Annotated in this window: 14 protein-coding genes and 1 pseudogene; 9 read left to right on the top strand and 6 right to left on the bottom strand. The window is 58.2% G+C overall.

Translation table 11 applies throughout. The annotated features are described in order from the left end of the window. Positions 1-14: 14 nt before the first annotated feature. From ACP7BE_RS14585 to ACP7BE_RS14575, 3 genes and pseudogenes are all read right to left on the bottom strand, one after another. The gene (locus ACP7BE_RS14585; protein ID WP_016782754.1) at positions 15-653 is read right to left on the bottom strand and encodes a thiol:disulfide interchange protein DsbA/DsbL; all 639 of its coding nucleotides are present in this window, start codon (positions 651-653) and stop codon (positions 15-17) included. Between the two features lie 200 nt (positions 654-853). Then, positions 854-1,474 (bottom strand): c-type cytochrome, encoded by a 621-nt coding sequence (locus tag ACP7BE_RS14580; protein ID WP_094999673.1) that lies wholly within the window; start codon positions 1,472-1,474, stop codon positions 854-856. 46 nt (positions 1,475-1,520) lie between these two features. After that, positions 1,521-1,768: pseudogene (locus ACP7BE_RS14575) on the bottom strand (c-type cytochrome). Positions 1,769-1,958: 190 nt separating this feature from the next. On the opposite strand from ACP7BE_RS14575, the gene yihA reads away from it, so the two are divergent. Next, positions 1,959-2,609, top strand: a complete 651-nt coding sequence (gene yihA / locus ACP7BE_RS14570; protein ID WP_094999674.1) for a ribosome biogenesis GTP-binding protein YihA/YsxC — start codon at positions 1,959-1,961, stop codon at positions 2,607-2,609. Between the two features lie 331 nt (positions 2,610-2,940). On the opposite strand, the gene polA is transcribed toward yihA, so the two are convergent. Continuing rightward, positions 2,941-5,709: a DNA polymerase I gene (polA, locus tag ACP7BE_RS14565; protein WP_094999676.1), complete on the bottom strand. Its 2,769-nt coding sequence runs from the start codon at positions 5,707-5,709 to the stop codon at positions 2,941-2,943. 74 nt (positions 5,710-5,783) lie between these two features. Between polA and ACP7BE_RS14560 the strand changes: the two genes are divergently transcribed. Continuing rightward, entirely contained in the window at positions 5,784-6,074 is a 291-nt protein-coding gene (locus ACP7BE_RS14560; RefSeq protein WP_019828138.1) for a DUF2782 domain-containing protein, read from the top strand. Between the two features lie 56 nt (positions 6,075-6,130). After that, the gene (locus tag ACP7BE_RS14555; protein ID WP_095020623.1) at positions 6,131-7,081 is read left to right on the top strand and encodes a homoserine kinase; all 951 of its coding nucleotides are present in this window, start codon (positions 6,131-6,133) and stop codon (positions 7,079-7,081) included. A 159-nt stretch (positions 7,082-7,240) separates the two neighbouring features. Here ACP7BE_RS14555 and ACP7BE_RS14550 read toward each other — a convergent pair whose 3' ends face one another. After that, positions 7,241-8,161, bottom strand: a complete 921-nt coding sequence (locus ACP7BE_RS14550; protein ID WP_413052282.1) for a zinc ABC transporter substrate-binding protein — start codon at positions 8,159-8,161, stop codon at positions 7,241-7,243. 66 nt (positions 8,162-8,227) lie between these two features. On the opposite strand from ACP7BE_RS14550, the gene ACP7BE_RS14545 reads away from it, so the two are divergent. Genes ACP7BE_RS14545 through ACP7BE_RS14530 form a run of 4 tightly spaced genes read left to right on the top strand, consistent with a single transcriptional unit; the run spans position 8,228 to position 11,036 of the window. Beyond that, positions 8,228-8,710, top strand: coding sequence for a Fur family transcriptional regulator (locus tag ACP7BE_RS14545; protein ID WP_094999679.1), 483 nt, complete (start codon positions 8,228-8,230; stop codon positions 8,708-8,710). Next, positions 8,710-9,498 (top strand): zinc ABC transporter ATP-binding protein ZnuC, encoded by a 789-nt coding sequence (gene znuC, locus ACP7BE_RS14540; protein WP_426106293.1) that lies wholly within the window; start codon positions 8,710-8,712, stop codon positions 9,496-9,498. Before ACP7BE_RS14545 ends, znuC begins: the two co-directional genes overlap by 1 nt. Then, positions 9,491-10,279, top strand: a complete 789-nt coding sequence (gene znuB, locus ACP7BE_RS14535) for a zinc ABC transporter permease subunit ZnuB (protein WP_094999681.1) — start codon at positions 9,491-9,493, stop codon at positions 10,277-10,279. Before znuC ends, znuB begins: the two co-directional genes overlap by 8 nt. A 37-nt stretch (positions 10,280-10,316) precedes the next feature. Beyond that, a complete protein-coding gene (locus ACP7BE_RS14530; RefSeq protein WP_095020625.1) occupies positions 10,317-11,036 on the top strand; it encodes a PA5502 family lipoprotein in 720 nt (239 codons plus the stop codon). Between the two features lie 60 nt (positions 11,037-11,096). Here the strand turns inward: ACP7BE_RS14530 and katE are convergent, their stop codons facing one another. Next, positions 11,097-13,289 carry a catalase HPII gene (katE, locus tag ACP7BE_RS14525; RefSeq protein WP_254925214.1) on the bottom strand — a complete coding sequence of 731 codons (2,193 nt, stop codon included), beginning with the start codon at positions 13,287-13,289 and terminating at the stop codon, positions 11,097-11,099. 199 nt (positions 13,290-13,488) lie between these two features. Between katE and ACP7BE_RS14520 the strand changes: the two genes are divergently transcribed. Together ACP7BE_RS14520 and ACP7BE_RS14515 are read left to right on the top strand one after the other, a co-directional pair. Then, complete coding sequence (locus ACP7BE_RS14520) at positions 13,489-14,496, top strand: methionine ABC transporter ATP-binding protein (protein ID WP_094999684.1); 1,008 nt, start codon at positions 13,489-13,491, stop codon at positions 14,494-14,496. Beyond that, the gene (locus tag ACP7BE_RS14515) at positions 14,496-15,170 is read left to right on the top strand and encodes a methionine ABC transporter permease (protein ID WP_094999685.1); all 675 of its coding nucleotides are present in this window, start codon (positions 14,496-14,498) and stop codon (positions 15,168-15,170) included. Before ACP7BE_RS14520 ends, ACP7BE_RS14515 begins: the two co-directional genes overlap by 1 nt. Positions 15,171-15,213: the final 43 nt, after the last annotated feature.

Here is a 15,213-nt window from a genome sequence, read left to right as displayed (position 1 = left end):
GGCGAGGGCGCCGCTTAGTTTTTTGCGCCCGCTGCGCGCTCTTTGGCGATCAGCTGGTCAGCCACGCTCAAAGCGCCTTCAGGGCCACCGGCAGTGCCCAGGTCGAAGCGGTACTTGCCGTTGACGACCATGGTCGGTACGCCGGAGATTTGATAGGCCTGTGCCTTCTTCTTGGCGTCTTCAACTTTGCCTTTGACGGCGAACGAGTTGTAAGTGCTCAGGAACTTGTCTTTATCGATGCCTTCACCGGCCAGGAAATCAGCCATTTCTTCTGGGGTTGCCAGCTTCTTGCCGTCGTGGATGGCCTGGAACACGGCTTTGTGAACCTTGTTTTCAACGCCCATGGCTTCAAGGGTGATGAACAATTGGCCATGAACATTCCAGATCCCGCCAAACATGGCAGGGATACGCACGAAGCTCACGTCGGCGGGCAGTTTTTCTGCCCAGGGATTGATGGTTGGCTCGAATGCAAAGCAATGCGGGCAGCCATACCAGAACAGCTCGACCACTTCGATCTTGCCAGGCACGGCAACCGGAACGGCGCTGCTCAGCTCTACATATTGTTTGCCCGCTTCAAGCGGCTCGGCAGCTTGAGCGGTCATGCCAAACAGGCTGGCACTGACGAGAGCGGCGCTGAGAATCAGATTACGCATGCTTTACTCCTGGAGAGATAAGGTCATATCAACGTGACCTGTATTCAGACAGGTCCATGCTGGCTTGAGTTCGATAGTGTAACTGTAGACGCGATGCAAAAGGGCAGCCGAAGCTGCCCTTTGAGGTTCACATTCAAGGATTAAACGATCGTTAACGTGACCTCTGGTATCAAGACCTGGCCCCGCCGACCGTACAGACCTTAGTGCAGGCCTTGAATATAGCTGGCCAGCGCCTTGATGTCCTTGTTGCTCATTTTGGCCGCGATGCCGCGCATGATCATCGAGTCACCATCGTTGGTGCGGTCGCCTTCACGGAAGTCTGTCAGCTGTTTCTCGATATAGCTGGCGTGCTGGCCGCCCAGGTGCGGGAAGCCGGCAGCGGCAAGGCCCTGGCCGTCTGGCGAGTGGCAGCCGATGCACGCTGGCATGCCTTTCTCAAGGTTGCCACCACGGAACAGGGCCTCACCCTGGGCTACCAGGGCCGGGTCAGCAGCGCCAACCGAACCTTTCTGGCTTGAGTAGTAGGCAGCGATGTCGGCAAGGTCCTGATCGTTCAGGTTCGCCAGCAGGCCGGTCATTTCCAGCACCTGACGCTTGCCGTCCTTGATTTCATGCAACTGCTTGAGCAGGTAGCGATCACCTTGCCCGGCCAGCTTGGGGAAGTTTGGGGCCATGCTATTGCCGTCCGGACCGTGACAAGCGCCACATACAGCGGTTTTTGCCTGACCTGCAGCAGCATCACCTACCACAGCGGTGCTAGCAGCCTGGGCAATACCGCTGACGCCCAAGGTCAACAGCAGACTCACGAGTAATTTGTTCATCAGCTAATCCAACTACGGCTAAGGGTTAAAGAGTTATGGGCCGGGCTCACTCGCTTATCCACTGTAGGACAGTTCGGTAATCCTCGACACTGCAGTCCATGCACAAACCACGCGGCGGCATCGCCTTGAAACCCTGGGTCACATGTCGTACCAGCGCCTACATACCTTGCTCTTACCTTGGCCTATTAGCTGACCAGCATGGCAGACAATACAAACGCGGTTGTACACGGCTTCCGGATCCTGTGTAGCCTGAATGCTGTAACGTGGCATCAAGACACCGTCACCAGCAGTCATAAAACGACCTTTTCAGGGTTGGGAGCCTGCTGCGTTCTAATGCGCAACCTGGGTTTTTTGCTCCCGTGTTCTTCATCCTACGCTGGGACAAAGCGCACACAAAATCTGCGGCATTATATACTGGCGTCACTGAAACGGAAACGACACGCTCGCCGCGTCCATTCCTGACGCCGCTCACATCGGAAATCCCATGCAACTCAAGAACCCCATTCTCGGTCTGTGCCAACAGGCCACCTTCATGCTCAGCGCTGCCAAAGTCGATCAATGCCCCGATGACGAAGGCTACGAAGTCGCGTTTGCCGGGCGCTCCAACGCCGGCAAGTCCAGTGCACTCAACACTTTGACCCACGCCAGCCTGGCGCGCACGTCGAAAACTCCGGGCCGCACTCAGTTGCTGAACTTCTTCCAACTGGACGAAGAACGTCGCCTGGTCGACTTGCCAGGTTACGGTTATGCCAAGGTGCCGATCCCGCTGAAATTGCACTGGCAGCGCCACCTTGAAGCATATTTCGGCAGCCGTGAAAGCCTCAAGGGCGTGATCTTGATGATGGATATCCGTCATCCAATGACCGATTTCGACCTTTTGATGCTTGATTGGACCGTGTCCAGCGGCATGCCTATGCACATTTTGCTGACCAAAGCGGACAAACTGACGTACGGCGCTGCAAAAAATACGCTGCTTAAAATCCAGTCGGACATTCGCAAGCAATGGGGCGATGCCGTCACCATCCAGTTGTTCTCCACGCCAAAGCGCATGGGCCTGGAAGAGGCGTACACCGTGCTGGCACGCTGGATGGAATTGCCGAACAAAGGCGAAGAACTGGTTGAAGCCGACGAGTAACAAATCGCAGGCAAAAAAAACCCCGGACTTCGCATGGGGGGAAGGAGGTCCGGGGTTCAAGTACTGAACCGCTAGGGCGGGGTTCAGGTATCTGCCAACACTTAACACAACATTAGGAGCTTTGAAGGGCTTCACCACCCATTCAATAAATCTGAGTGGTGTTGGCAGATTTAGTTCCGGGAGCTTAAAAACTCTTTGGAATAAGCCCGGTCTCTGCAGCAGCAATAAATTTTTAGTGTGGGAGCGGGCTTGCTCGCGATGGCATCAACGCGGTCATTGCGACAGACCGCGTCGCCTGCATCGCGAGCAAGCCCGCTCCCACATTCCCTCATTAATGCGCTTCATCCCAGTTGTTGCCCACGCCTACTTCAACCACTAGCGGCACATCCAGCTTCGCCGCTTCGCTCATGTGTATCCGCACTTCATCACGCACCTGGTCCACCAGGTCTTCGCGCACTTCGAGCACCAGTTCATCGTGTACCTGCAGGATGACGCGGGCATCGAGGCCTGAGGCGCTGAGCCAGTTATCCACAGACACCATGGCTTTTTTGATGATATCGGCTGCCGTGCCCTGCATCGGTGCGTTGATTGCCGTGCGTTCGGCGCCTTTGCGCAGCGCCGGGTTTTTCGCGTTGATTTCCGGCAGGTACAAGCGACGACCGAAAATGGTCTCGACATAGCCTTGCTCGGCAGCCTGGGTGCGCGTGCGCTCCATGTAGTCCAGCACGCCCGGGTAACGTGCGAAATAACGGTCGATATAGGCTTGCGACTGTTTGCGGTCGACGCCGATCTGTTTGGCCAGGCCAAAGGCGCTCATGCCGTAGATCAGGCCGAAGTTGATGGCCTTGGCACTGCGGCGCTGGTCGGTGGTGACGTCCGCCAGATCAACCCCGAATACCTCGGCAGCGGTGGCGCTGTGCACGTCCAGGTTGTTGCGGAAGGCATGCAGCAAACCTTCGTCCTTGGCCAGGTGGGCCATGATCCGCAGCTCGATTTGCGAGTAGTCGGCCGCCAGCAGTTTGTAGCCTTTAGGGGCCACAAAGGCCTGACGGATCCGACGACCTTCGGCGGTACGGATCGGAATGTTCTGCAAGTTTGGATCACTTGAAGACAAACGACCGGTCGCCGTGACGGCCTGGTGGTAGGAGGTGTGGATACGGCCCGTACGCGGGTTGATCTGCTCAGGCAGGCGATCGGTGTAGGTGCTTTTCAGCTTGCTCATGGAGCGGTACTGCATCAGCACCTTGGGCAGCGGGAAGTCCTGCTCGGCCAGTTCCGCCAGCACGGCTTCGGCAGTCGAAGGCTGGCCTTTGGCCGTTTTGCTGATGATTGGCAGACCGAGTTTTTCATACAGGATCACACCCAGTTGCTTGGGTGAGCTCAGGTTGAACTCCTCACCGGCAATGGCAAAAGCCTCACGCTCCAGCGCAACCAGCTTGTCACCCAGCTCAACACTCTGGATACCCAGCAGGTTGGCATCCACCAGCGCGCCCTGGCGTTCAATACGCGCCAGTACCGGCACCAGCGGCATCTCGATGTCCGTCAATACGCTGTTGAGGCTAGGGATCGCTGCGAGTTTTTCGTGCAGTACATGGTGCAGGCGCAAGGTCACGTCGGCATCTTCGGCCGCATACGGGCCGGCCTGCTCCAGGGAAATCTGGTCGAAGGTCAGTTGCTTGACGCCCTTGCCGGCAATGTCCTGGAAGCTGGTGGTGGTGTGGCCCAGGTATTTGAGGGCCAGGCTGTCCATATCGTGGCGGCTGCCCGTGGAGTCGAGCACATAGGACTCAAGCATGGTGTCGAAGGCAACGCCCTGAACCATGATCCCGCAGGATTGATCGCCACCGATGGCGCAGTTGGCCAGAATATTCATGTCGTACTTGGCGTGTTGTCCGACCTTGGCTTTGCTCGGGTCTTCCAGCAGCGGCTTGAGGGCACGCAATACCGTGTCGCGATCCAGTTGCTCGGGTACGCCCATGTAGGAATGGGTCAATGGAATGTAAGCCGCTTCGCCAGGCTTGACCGCGAACGACAGGCCCACCAGCTGCGCTTGCTGCGCGTCCAGGCCGGTGGTTTCGGTATCAAAGGCAATCAATTTGGCGTCGTTGAGTTTTTTTAGCCATACATCAAAGCGAGCCTGATCGAGGATGGTCTCGTACTGTTGCTCCGCTTCGGCGGGCGCTTCAGGAGCCTCATGCACAATCACCTGCCCGGCACGCTTGGCCTCGCGCTCAACTTCGGCAATCCAGCTTTTGAACTCAAGTTCGGTGTACAGCTCAATCAACTTTTCGCAGTCAGGCGCCTTGAGGTGCAAGTCTTCCAGGCCGATATCCAGCGGCACATCGATCTTGATCGTCGCCAATTGATAGGACAAAAACGCCATTTCGCGATGTTCTTCGAGTTTGGCAGGCAAGTTTTTGGCGCCGCGAATGGGCAGGGTCGGCACGATATCGAGCTTTTCGTACAGATCGACCAAACCACCGCCTACACCCACCAGCAAGCCGGACGCTGTCTTGGGACCAATACCAGGTACGCCTGGAATGTTGTCAGACGAATCGCCCATCAGCGCGAGGTAGTCGATGATCTGCTCGGGCGATACGCCAAATTTCTCTTTAACGCCCTCAATGTCCATCACGCTGCCGGTCATGGTGTTAACCAGCGTGATGTGGCCATCAACCAGCTGGGCCATGTCCTTGTCACCGGTGGAGATGACCACTGGTCGGTCTGCCGCGGCGCTGCTGCGGGCCAGCGTGCCGATGACATCATCGGCCTCCACGCCTTCAACGCACAGCAAGGGGAAACCCAGCGCAATCACACTGGCGTGCAATGGCTCGATTTGCACCCGCATGTCATCGGGCATGCTCGGGCGGTTGGCCTTGTACTCGGCGTACATGTCATCGCGAAATGTCCCGCCCTTGGCATCGAAAACCACCGCGAACGGGCTGTCCGGATACTGCTTGCGCAGGCTTTTGAGCATGTTCAATACGCCCTTCACGGCGCCTGTCGGCAGCCCTTTGGACGTAGTCAGCGGCGGCAGCGCGTGGAAGGCGCGGTACAGATATGAAGAACCGTCCACCAGGACGAGGGGAGCTTGGCTCATGAGCAGGATCAACCTTTTCGGCGAGTCCGGCGCTAGAATGTCCGGACCAATGACGACAAAGGGACAAGGTTATCATGCGCACACTCAATCGCCTGTTGCTGACCGGTTTGTTTGCATTCACTCCGCTGGTAACCTTCGCAGCAGATGAAGCAGTCACCGCCGATCCAGATGTAACCATTCGCACGGAAGGCGATAAAACCATTCAGGAGTACCGTCAAAACGGTTTCCTGTACGCCATCAAGGTCACCCCAAAAGGGGGCAAACCGTACTTCCTGGTACGGGCTGATGGTACTGATGCCAATTACATCCGTTCCGACCAGCCGGATATGCTGATTCCTTCGTGGAAAATCTTCGAATGGAAGTAGCGTCTTAACTTTAATTGGCGCCGCCTTGCGCGGCGCCCGTACTGGCAATTTAAATCATGTCTGTATTCACCCCACTGACTCGCAGCGAGTTGGAAACCTTCCTTGCGCCTTATGAACTCGGCCGTTTGCTCGATTTCCAGGGGATTGCTGCGGGCAGCGAAAATACCAACTACTTCATCAGCCTGGAGCGCGGTGAATTTGTCCTGACCCTGGTTGAGCGTGGGCCGGTCAAAGAGATGCCGTTCTTTATCGAGCTGCTGGATGTGCTGCATGACGCCGACCTGCCGGTGCCATTCGCCTTGCGCACCGTTGACGGCCAGGCCCTGCGCGAACTCAAGGGCAAGCCGGCGCTGCTGCAGCCGCGCCTGGCGGGCAAGCATATTCGTGAGGCCAACGCCCAGCATTGCGCCCAGGTTGGGGAACTGCTCGGCCACTTGCATACCGCGACCCGCAACAACGTACTGGAACGCAAGACAGACCGCGGCCTGGACTGGATGCTGGCTGAAGGTCCTGCCTTGATGGCTGGTTTGTCGCCTGATTCAGCAGATTTGCTGCAAAAGGCGCTGCAGGAAATTACTGAGCGTAAGGCGCAGATTCTGGCACTGCCCCGGGCGAACCTGCATGGCGACCTGTTTCGTGATAACGCGATGTTTGAAGGCACTCATCTGACCGGGCTGATCGATTTTTACAACGCCTGCTCGGGCCCGATGCTGTACGACGTGGCCATTGCCCTGAATGACTGGTGTGCAGACGAAGACGGTCAGATCGATGCTCCCCGCGCCCGTGCGCTGCTGGGTGCCTATGCCGCCCTGCGTCCGTTCACTGCCGCCGAGGCCGAGTTGTGGCCGACCCTGTTGCGCGTTGCTTGCGTGCGGTTCTGGCTGTCGCGCCTGATCGCAGCCCAGACCTTTGCCGGTCAGGACGTGCTGATTCATGATCCGGGCGAGTTTGAAAAACGCCTGGCTTTGCGTCAGACGGTGACCGTACAGCTGCCGTTCGCGTTGTAACAAACACTGAAATCAATTGTGGGAGCGGGCTTGCTCGCGATTGTAGCGACGCGGTGTATCTGAACAACCGCGTCGATCCAATCGCGAGCAAGCCCGCTCCCACAGAGGTTCTGGCAAGCCGCAACTTTTGTGAATGTCACACAATCTGTGGGAGTCGGCTTACAAGCTTTCCAGACACCCCGCCAGGTCATTGCCGAGTTTTTCCAGCAACTGCTCATACCCCTGCGCCGTCGCCGGGGTGTAGCCACCCAGGGCATCCAGCTCCGCCAACTTGACCGGCAACCCGGCTGTCAGGGTGTCCGCCAGGCGCGGACGCAGCGGCGGATCGCTGAAGACACACGTCTTGCCCACTTCCTGCAAACGCTTGCGCATGGCGGCTACGTGCTGGGCGCCCGGCTGAACTTCCGAAGCCACACTGAAGGTGCCCGTGTGCTTGATGCCGTAAGCGCTTTCAAAATAATCGTAGCCTTCGTGGAAGACGAAGAACGGTTTGTCGGCAATCCCGGCCATACGCTGCTTGAGGCGCGCATCCAGCCCGTCCAGGCGTTCGTTGAAAGCCTTGAGGTTGCTCTGGTATTTACCGGCATTGGCAGGGTCTTTTTCACTCAGGTCCGCCGCCATTTTCGCGGCGATCACCCGCGCATTGTCCGGAGCCAGCCACAAGTGTGCATCCAGGGTACCGGGACGATGATCGTGATCATGTTCGGCGGCATCTTCTTCGTGCGAATGGCTATCTTCGGCGAAATGACGCAATTTCAAGCCCGGCAGGCTTTGTACCGTAACCGATGGCAGGGTGCGGCCCTTGATCACTCGTGGCAGAAACCCTTCCATGTCCGGACCGATCCAGTAGAGAAGGTCTGCTGACTGCACGCGCCGTACGTCGGATGGGCGCAGCGCATAGTTATGCGGTGAGGCATTGGGCGGTAAAAGCACCTCCGGATGCCCCACGCCGTCCTGCACGGCAGCGGCAATCAGTTGCAGGGGCTTGATGCTGGTCAGCACGTTGACTTCGGCCCGGGCCGGGCTGATCACAAGCAAACTGGCGCTTAGAGCAAGAAAAAGGGAAAAAAGACGGGGCACGATAAGCACTCATGATGGCTGAAACAGGTAACATAATAACGTCTCTCTCAATAATCGTCGCCGCCCATGCCTATAACACCGCTTGCCAGCCGTCCCCACGACCATTCTCATTGTGTCCATAGCGCCCTGACCGAGGCCGATGCCTTGTGTGCGCAAAAGGGCCTGCGCCTGACCGCCTTGCGTCGACGGGTGCTTGAGCTGGTGTGGCAAAGCCACAAGCCGCTGGGTGCCTACGACATTCTTGCAGTACTGAGCGAGCAGGATGGCCGTCGCGCTGCGCCGCCTACCGTTTATCGGGCTTTGGACTTCCTGCTCGACAATGGCCTGGTGCACCGCATTTCCTCACTCAACGCTTTTGTTGGCTGCAGCCACCCCGAGCACCCGCACCAGGGCCAGTTCCTGATTTGCCGCAACTGCCACGCCGCCATCGAGCTTGAGCAAAAGTCCATCAGCGACGCCATTATCAACAGCGCCCGGGATGTCGGCTTTACTGTCGAAGGCCAGACTGTCGAAGTGGTCGGTTTGTGTTCGGGTTGCCGGGAGGCCTGATGAGCGCTGCACTGATTCGCCTGCAACAGGTCACCGTGACCTATGCCGGGCAAAACGTACTCGACAATATCGAGCTGAGCGTTGAACCGGGCCAGATCGTGACCCTGATCGGCCCCAACGGCGCCGGCAAGACCACGCTGGTCAAAGCCGTGCTCGGCCTGCTCAAGCCCACCAGCGGCAGCGTATGGCGCAAGCCCAAGCTGCGCGTGGGCTATATGCCGCAAAAGCTTCACGTTGACCCGACACTGCCATTGTCCGTGTTGCGCTTTTTGCGCCTGGTGCCCGGTGTAGACCGTGCCCAGGCCCTTGAGGCGCTAAAGGAAGTCGGTGCTGAAAAGGTCATCGATAGCCCGGTGCAAAGCGTGTCCGGTGGTGAAATGCAGCGCGTGCTGCTGGCCCGCGCCCTGCTGCGCAAGCCCGAATTGCTGGTGCTCGACGAGCCGGTGCAAGGCGTGGACGTGGCCGGTCAATCGGAGCTGTATGCCCTCATCACCCGCCTGCGCGACCGCCACGGCTGCGGCGTGCTGATGGTCTCCCACGATTTGCATCTGGTGATGAGCACCACCGATCAGGTGGTATGCCTCAACCGCCACGTCTGTTGTTCGGGCCATCCCGAGCAGGTGAGTGGTGACCCGGCTTTCGTTGAGCTATTTGGCAAAAACGCACAAAGCCTGGCGATTTATCACCACCATCACGACCATGCTCATGACTTGCATGGCTCAGTGGTTAGCGAAAATAACCCGGCGGCATCCGCCCACGTTCATGGAGAAGGCTGCAAGCATGGCTGATTTTCTGCTTTACGCCCTGCTGGCAGGTCTGGCTTTGGCAATAGTTGCAGGCCCTTTGGGGTCATTCGTGGTGTGGCGGCGCATGGCCTACTTCGGCGACACGTTATCGCACGCAGCCCTGTTGGGCGTAGCCCTGGGGTTCCTGCTGGATATCAGCCCGACCATTGCCGTGACCGTGGGCTGCCTGTTGCTGGCGGTGCTGTTGGTCACGCTGCAGCAGCGACAGTCGCTGGCATCCGACACACTGCTCGGAATTCTCGCCCCCAGCACCTTGTCCCTCGGGCTGGTCGTACTAAGCTTCATGCATGAAGTGCGGATCGACCTGATGGCGTATTTGTTTGGTGACCTGCTGGCCATCAGCCCAACCGACCTGATGTGGATCCTGGGTGGCAGCGCGACGGTTCTGGCCTTGCTGGTTGCACTGTGGCGACCATTGCTGGCGATCACCGTGCATGAAGAGCTGGCCATGGTTGAAGGCCTGCCCGTGGCGGCGTTACGATTGGCCCTGATGCTGTTGATTGCGGTGGTGATTGCCGTGGCGATGAAAATCGTCGGCGTGTTGCTGATTACCTCCTTGCTGATTATTCCGGCGGCCGCGGCCCAGCGTCATGCTCGCTCGCCGGAGCAAATGGCACTGGGCGCCAGCGCACTGGGCATATTGGCCGTAGTGGGTGGCCTTGCGCTGTCATGGTTTAAGGACACGCCAGCAGGCCCGTCGATTGTGGTGTGTGCCGCAGCACTGTTTTTGTTGAGTTTTGTTCTACCCCGTCGAGGGGTGTAGACTTGCTTGTTTTTTGCGCACTTAGAGAGCCGCAGGAATGAAGCTGTTCAACTCCCGTTACTTGCTCCTGGCCGCATTTTCTCTGCTGCTGGGCGCCTGCCAAAGCACGCCGTCGGCCGACACTACTGCCGCCGCCGCACGCGCTACGGCCATCGCACAGCTGGAGCAAAACCTGGCCAGCAGTGAACTCGCGACCGCTGAAGACCAATTGAGCGCCTTGCAGACGCAAACCCCGGATGATCCGCAGTTGGTGCAGTACCAGCGCCAACTGGCCGAGGCCTACCTGCAACGCAGCCAGATCGTCCTGCAAAAGGGTGATGTCAACGCGGCAGCTACCGCCCTGAGCCGTGCCCGCGCCCTGATGCCCAAGGCCCCTGCACTGACCGGTGGGGTCAATAGCGCCATTGCCCAGGCCCGCAAGGCCGAGCTGGACAAGGCTGAAGCCGCCCTCAAGGCTGCCGAGGCCCGACCACCGGCCAAGGTGATCGACCCGGCGGCCGAAAGCACCACCGTTGCACTGAACATCAACGATATTGCCAAACTTCGCCATCAACTGGATTTGATCGCGCAAGATATCGTCAATTACCAGTGCGCCGTCAGCCTGCAGGTTCCGCGTACGGCGGATTATCCATGGCTGGCCACACTGATCAGCAAGCGGGTTAAAAAGATCGACCCCGGGTTTGACCTCAAGCTGAACCGTCAAGTCATTCGCCACGTACCCGCACAAATGGTGCTGATCCCCAGCAAACCGGAATAAAACATCCGGGCATGAAAAACCCGTAGCAGCCAAAGGCTGCTACGGGTTTTTTGTTTTCGGCTAGGCCGGTATTGCCTTGGCCCTGGCCTCCCGTGACCACACGCGGTGTTGCCCGATGGCTGCAAAAAAGGCTTTTAGATCCTGGGCATCCTTGATCGCCAGCAACCCTTCATCTGCCTGTAGGTGCAGCACGTCCAGCAGTTGTCTGGCATCACCCTGCAAGGCGATGGCCTTGAGGTGCTTGTACGCTTCCAGCAGGTAGTGCAAGGCCACTCCGTCGCCGCTCAGTGCCTTGATCGACGCCGCGCCACCCGGTACGTACACCGCGTCGAACGCCACCGAAGGCAAGCCTTCCATCGACGCATCCACAGCCAGCAATGTGCCGTCAGCGGTTTTCACCGGGGCTGACGTCGGCCCCAGCAATTTGGCGTGGGCACCCTCTGCTGCAAGCGCCTGTTTCAGCGCATCGATCGCTTTGCCATCCACCCCGTTGGCCGCCAGGATCGCCACTTTTCGGGTTTTGATATTCCCCGCCAGCAGATTGGCCTGGCTCAGGGCCGGCGACTGGGTAAAGCGAGTCTTGCGCTCAGCTACCGTACCGGCCTTGGGTGCGGGCAAGCCCAGATTTTCGGCGACGCGCCTGGCCAGGCCCAAATCAATATTGGCCAGAATCTCATTCACCTGCCGCGCACGGATAGACTCGCGCTCAACTTTACCCAGCTCAAAGCTGTAGGCAGCAATGATGTGCTCTTGCTCATGGTTGCTCATGCTGTTGAAGAACAGCCGCGCCTGGGAGAAATGGTCACCGAATGATTCGCTGCGCTGACGGATTTTGTTGGCGTCGATGCGTTCCGGGTAACTCTCAAAACCGCCGTCACTGGCCGCCGGTGGGGTTTCTTTTGGCCAGCCGCCATCGATCGAGTTGGGTTCGTAGGCTGCACGCCCCTTGTGGAGGGTGCTGCGGTGTTGGGCATCACGCTGGTTGTTGTGGAATGGCGCCACCGGACGGTTGATCGGGATCTCATGAAAATTCGGCCCGCCAAGGCGACTGATCTGCGTATCCGTATAGGAAAACAGGCGCCCTTGCAGCAACGGGTCATTGGAAAAGTCGATCCCTGGAACAATGTGGCCAGGGCAGAAGGCGACTTGTTCGGTTTCTGCGAAAAAATTGTCCGGGTTGCGGTTGAGGACCATTTTTCCCAATGGCGTAATCGGTATCAGTTCTTCCGGGATCAGCTTGGTCGGGTCAAGGATATCGAAATCAAACTTATGCTCATCTTCCTCCGGGATGATCTGGACACCGAACTCCCACTCCGGGTAATCGCCCGTCTCAATGGCGTCCCACAGGTCACGGCGATGGAAGTCCGTGTCTTTGCCTGCGAGCTTCTGCGCTTCGTCCCACACCAACGAGCAAGTGCCTACACTTGGGCGCCAGTGAAATTTGACGAAGTTAGACTGGCCTTGCGCGTTGATGAAACGAAAGGTGTGCACGCCAAAGCCCTGCATGCTTCTCAGGCTTTTCGGAATGGCCCGGTCGGACATGGCCCAAATGACCATGTGAGCGGATTCCGGAACCAGTGAGACAAAGTCCCAGAAGGTGTCATGGGCCGAGCCGCCAGTAGGGATTTCATTGTGTGGCTCAGGTTTTACAGCATGTACAAAGTCTGGAAACTTCACCGCATCCTGTATGAAAAATACCGGCATATTGTTCCCGACCAGATCGAAGTTACCTTCGTCGGTGAAAAACTTGACCGCGAAACCGCGAACATCACGCACCGTATCCCCGGAGCCCCGCGGGCCTTGCACGGTGGAGAAACGCACGAATACGGGGGTTTGCTTGCCGGGGTCCTGCAAGAATCCTGCTTTGGTCAGTGCGCTGTGGGACTTGTACGCCTGAAAATAGCCATGAGCACCAGTGCCTCGCGCATGCACGATGCGCTCGGGAATACGTTCATGGTCAAAATGCGTGATCTTCTCGCGCATGATGAAGTCTTCGAGCAGCGACGGCCCGCGCGAACCGGCCTTGAGGGTGTTCTGATTGTCAGCAATCTTCACCCCTTGGTTGGTTCGTAAGGCCTGATCGGTGGCGTCGTCGCGAAAGGTTTCAAGGCTTTCCAGTTTGACGTTGGTGTTACCACGATCCAGGGTGTCGGTGCCGGCCATCTGGCTCTTGTTGGAAGACGGTTTTTTGCTGCTCATCAGACTAAACTCCTTGTATGCGAAAGCCCTGTGATAAGGGCTTTGTAGACAAATACCGCCCAAGCGGATGCGAGTTGCCTAAGTACTGACGTCTGGCCGTTACCGTCGTTCCTTTTTTCTGACCTTTAGTCGTCTTATTGCCAAATCAAAGGTTTGTGCGCAAATAAATGCTAAGTGCATCTATACGGACAGGCTAAAATGCGCGCCCGGCTTACCGCTGAACTTCTATTTACGCGCCCACAAGGTTCGCTACGTGATTGAGTTTCATAACGTTCATAAAACTTACCGGGTTGCCGGTAAGGACATCCCCGCGCTGCACTCCACCACTTTGCGTGTTGAGAGCGGCCAGGTGTTCGGCCTGATAGGCCACTCCGGTGCGGGTAAAAGTACATTGCTGCGCCTGATCAACCGCCTCGAAACGCCGAGCGGCGGCAAAATCATCGTCGATAACGAAGACGTAACCGCGATGGACGCCAACGGCCTGCGCCGTTTCCGTCAGCAGGTCGGCATGATTTTCCAGCACTTCAACCTGCTGGCTTCCAAGACCGTGGCCGATAACGTCGCGATGCCTCTGACACTGGCCGGTGAATTGTCCCGCAGTGCCATTGATAAGCGCGTTGCAGAGTTGCTCGAGCGCGTGGGCCTGTCTGATCACGCCAAAAAATACCCGGCCCAACTTTCAGGCGGCCAAAAACAGCGTGTGGGCATTGCCCGTGCGCTGGCCACCAAGCCAAAAGTGTTGCTGTGCGACGAAGCCACCAGCGCCCTCGACCCGCAAACCACCGCCTCGGTGCTGCAATTGCTGGCCGAGATCAACCGTGAGCTGAAGTTGACCATCGTGCTGATCACCCACGAGATGGATGTTATCCGTCGCGTGTGTGACGAAGTGGCAGTGATGGACGCGGGGGTGATCGTTGAGCAAGGCCCGGTGGCCGATGTATTCCTGCACCCCAAGCACCCGACCACCAAGCGTTTTGTGCAGGAAGACGAGCAGATCGACGAGAGTGAGCAGCGCGACGATTTCGCTCATGTACCTGGTCGCATCGTACGCCTGACCTTCCAGGGCGAAGCTACCTACGCACCGCTGCTGGGCACCATCGCCCGCGAAACAGGTGTGGACTACAGCATCCTGGCCGGTCGTATTGACCGCATCAAAGACACCCCTTATGGGCAATTGACCCTCGCCATCACCGGTGGCGATATGAAAGCGGCGTTCGCCCGCTTCGTTGCCGCTGACGTTCATATGGAGGTGCTGCGCTAATGGACGCTTTCTTGAGTTTTTTCTCCAATATCGACTGGCTGGAAATCTGGCTGGCTACCGGCGACACCCTGATGATGCTCGGCGGTTCGCTGCTGTTTACCATCGTGTTGGGCCTGCCGCTGGGCGTGCTGCTGTTTTTGTGCAGCCCGCGCCAACTGTTTGAGCAAAAGGCCGTGTACGCCTTTCTTTCGCTGGCGGTGAACATTTTGCGGTCGCTGCCGTTCATCATCCTGCTGATTGTGATGATCCCCTTCACGGTACTGATTACCGGCACCTCGCTGGGCGTTGCCGGCGCCATCCCACCACTGGTGGTCGGCGCCACGCCGTTCTTCGCCCGTCTGGTGGAGACTGCCTTGCGTGAAGTGGACCGCGGCATCATCGAGGCGACCCAGGCCATGGGCGCCAGCACGCGGCAGATCATCACCAGCGCCCTGTTGCCTGAGGCGCGCCCTGGTATCTTTGCGGCGATCACCGTGACCGCCATTACCCTGGTGAGCTACACCGCGATGGCCGGTGTGGTGGGCGCAGGTGGTCTGGGCGATCTGGCGATCCGCTTCGGTTATCAGCGCTTCCAGACCGACGTGATGATCGTCACGGTGGTGCTGCTGCTGATTCTGGTGCAGATTCTGCAAACCGTTGGCGACAGGCTGGTGGTGCATTTTTCGCGCAAGTAAGTACGCCCCGGATTAATAAACGTAACCGCCAGCCTGTGGCTGG

The organism is Pseudomonas sp. TWR1-1-3 (genome assembly GCF_049896805.1).
In the GTDB taxonomy this organism is placed as follows: domain Bacteria; phylum Pseudomonadota; class Gammaproteobacteria; order Pseudomonadales; family Pseudomonadaceae; genus Aquipseudomonas; species Aquipseudomonas bubulae.
This window is presented reverse-complemented; position numbering and strand designations above follow the sequence as displayed.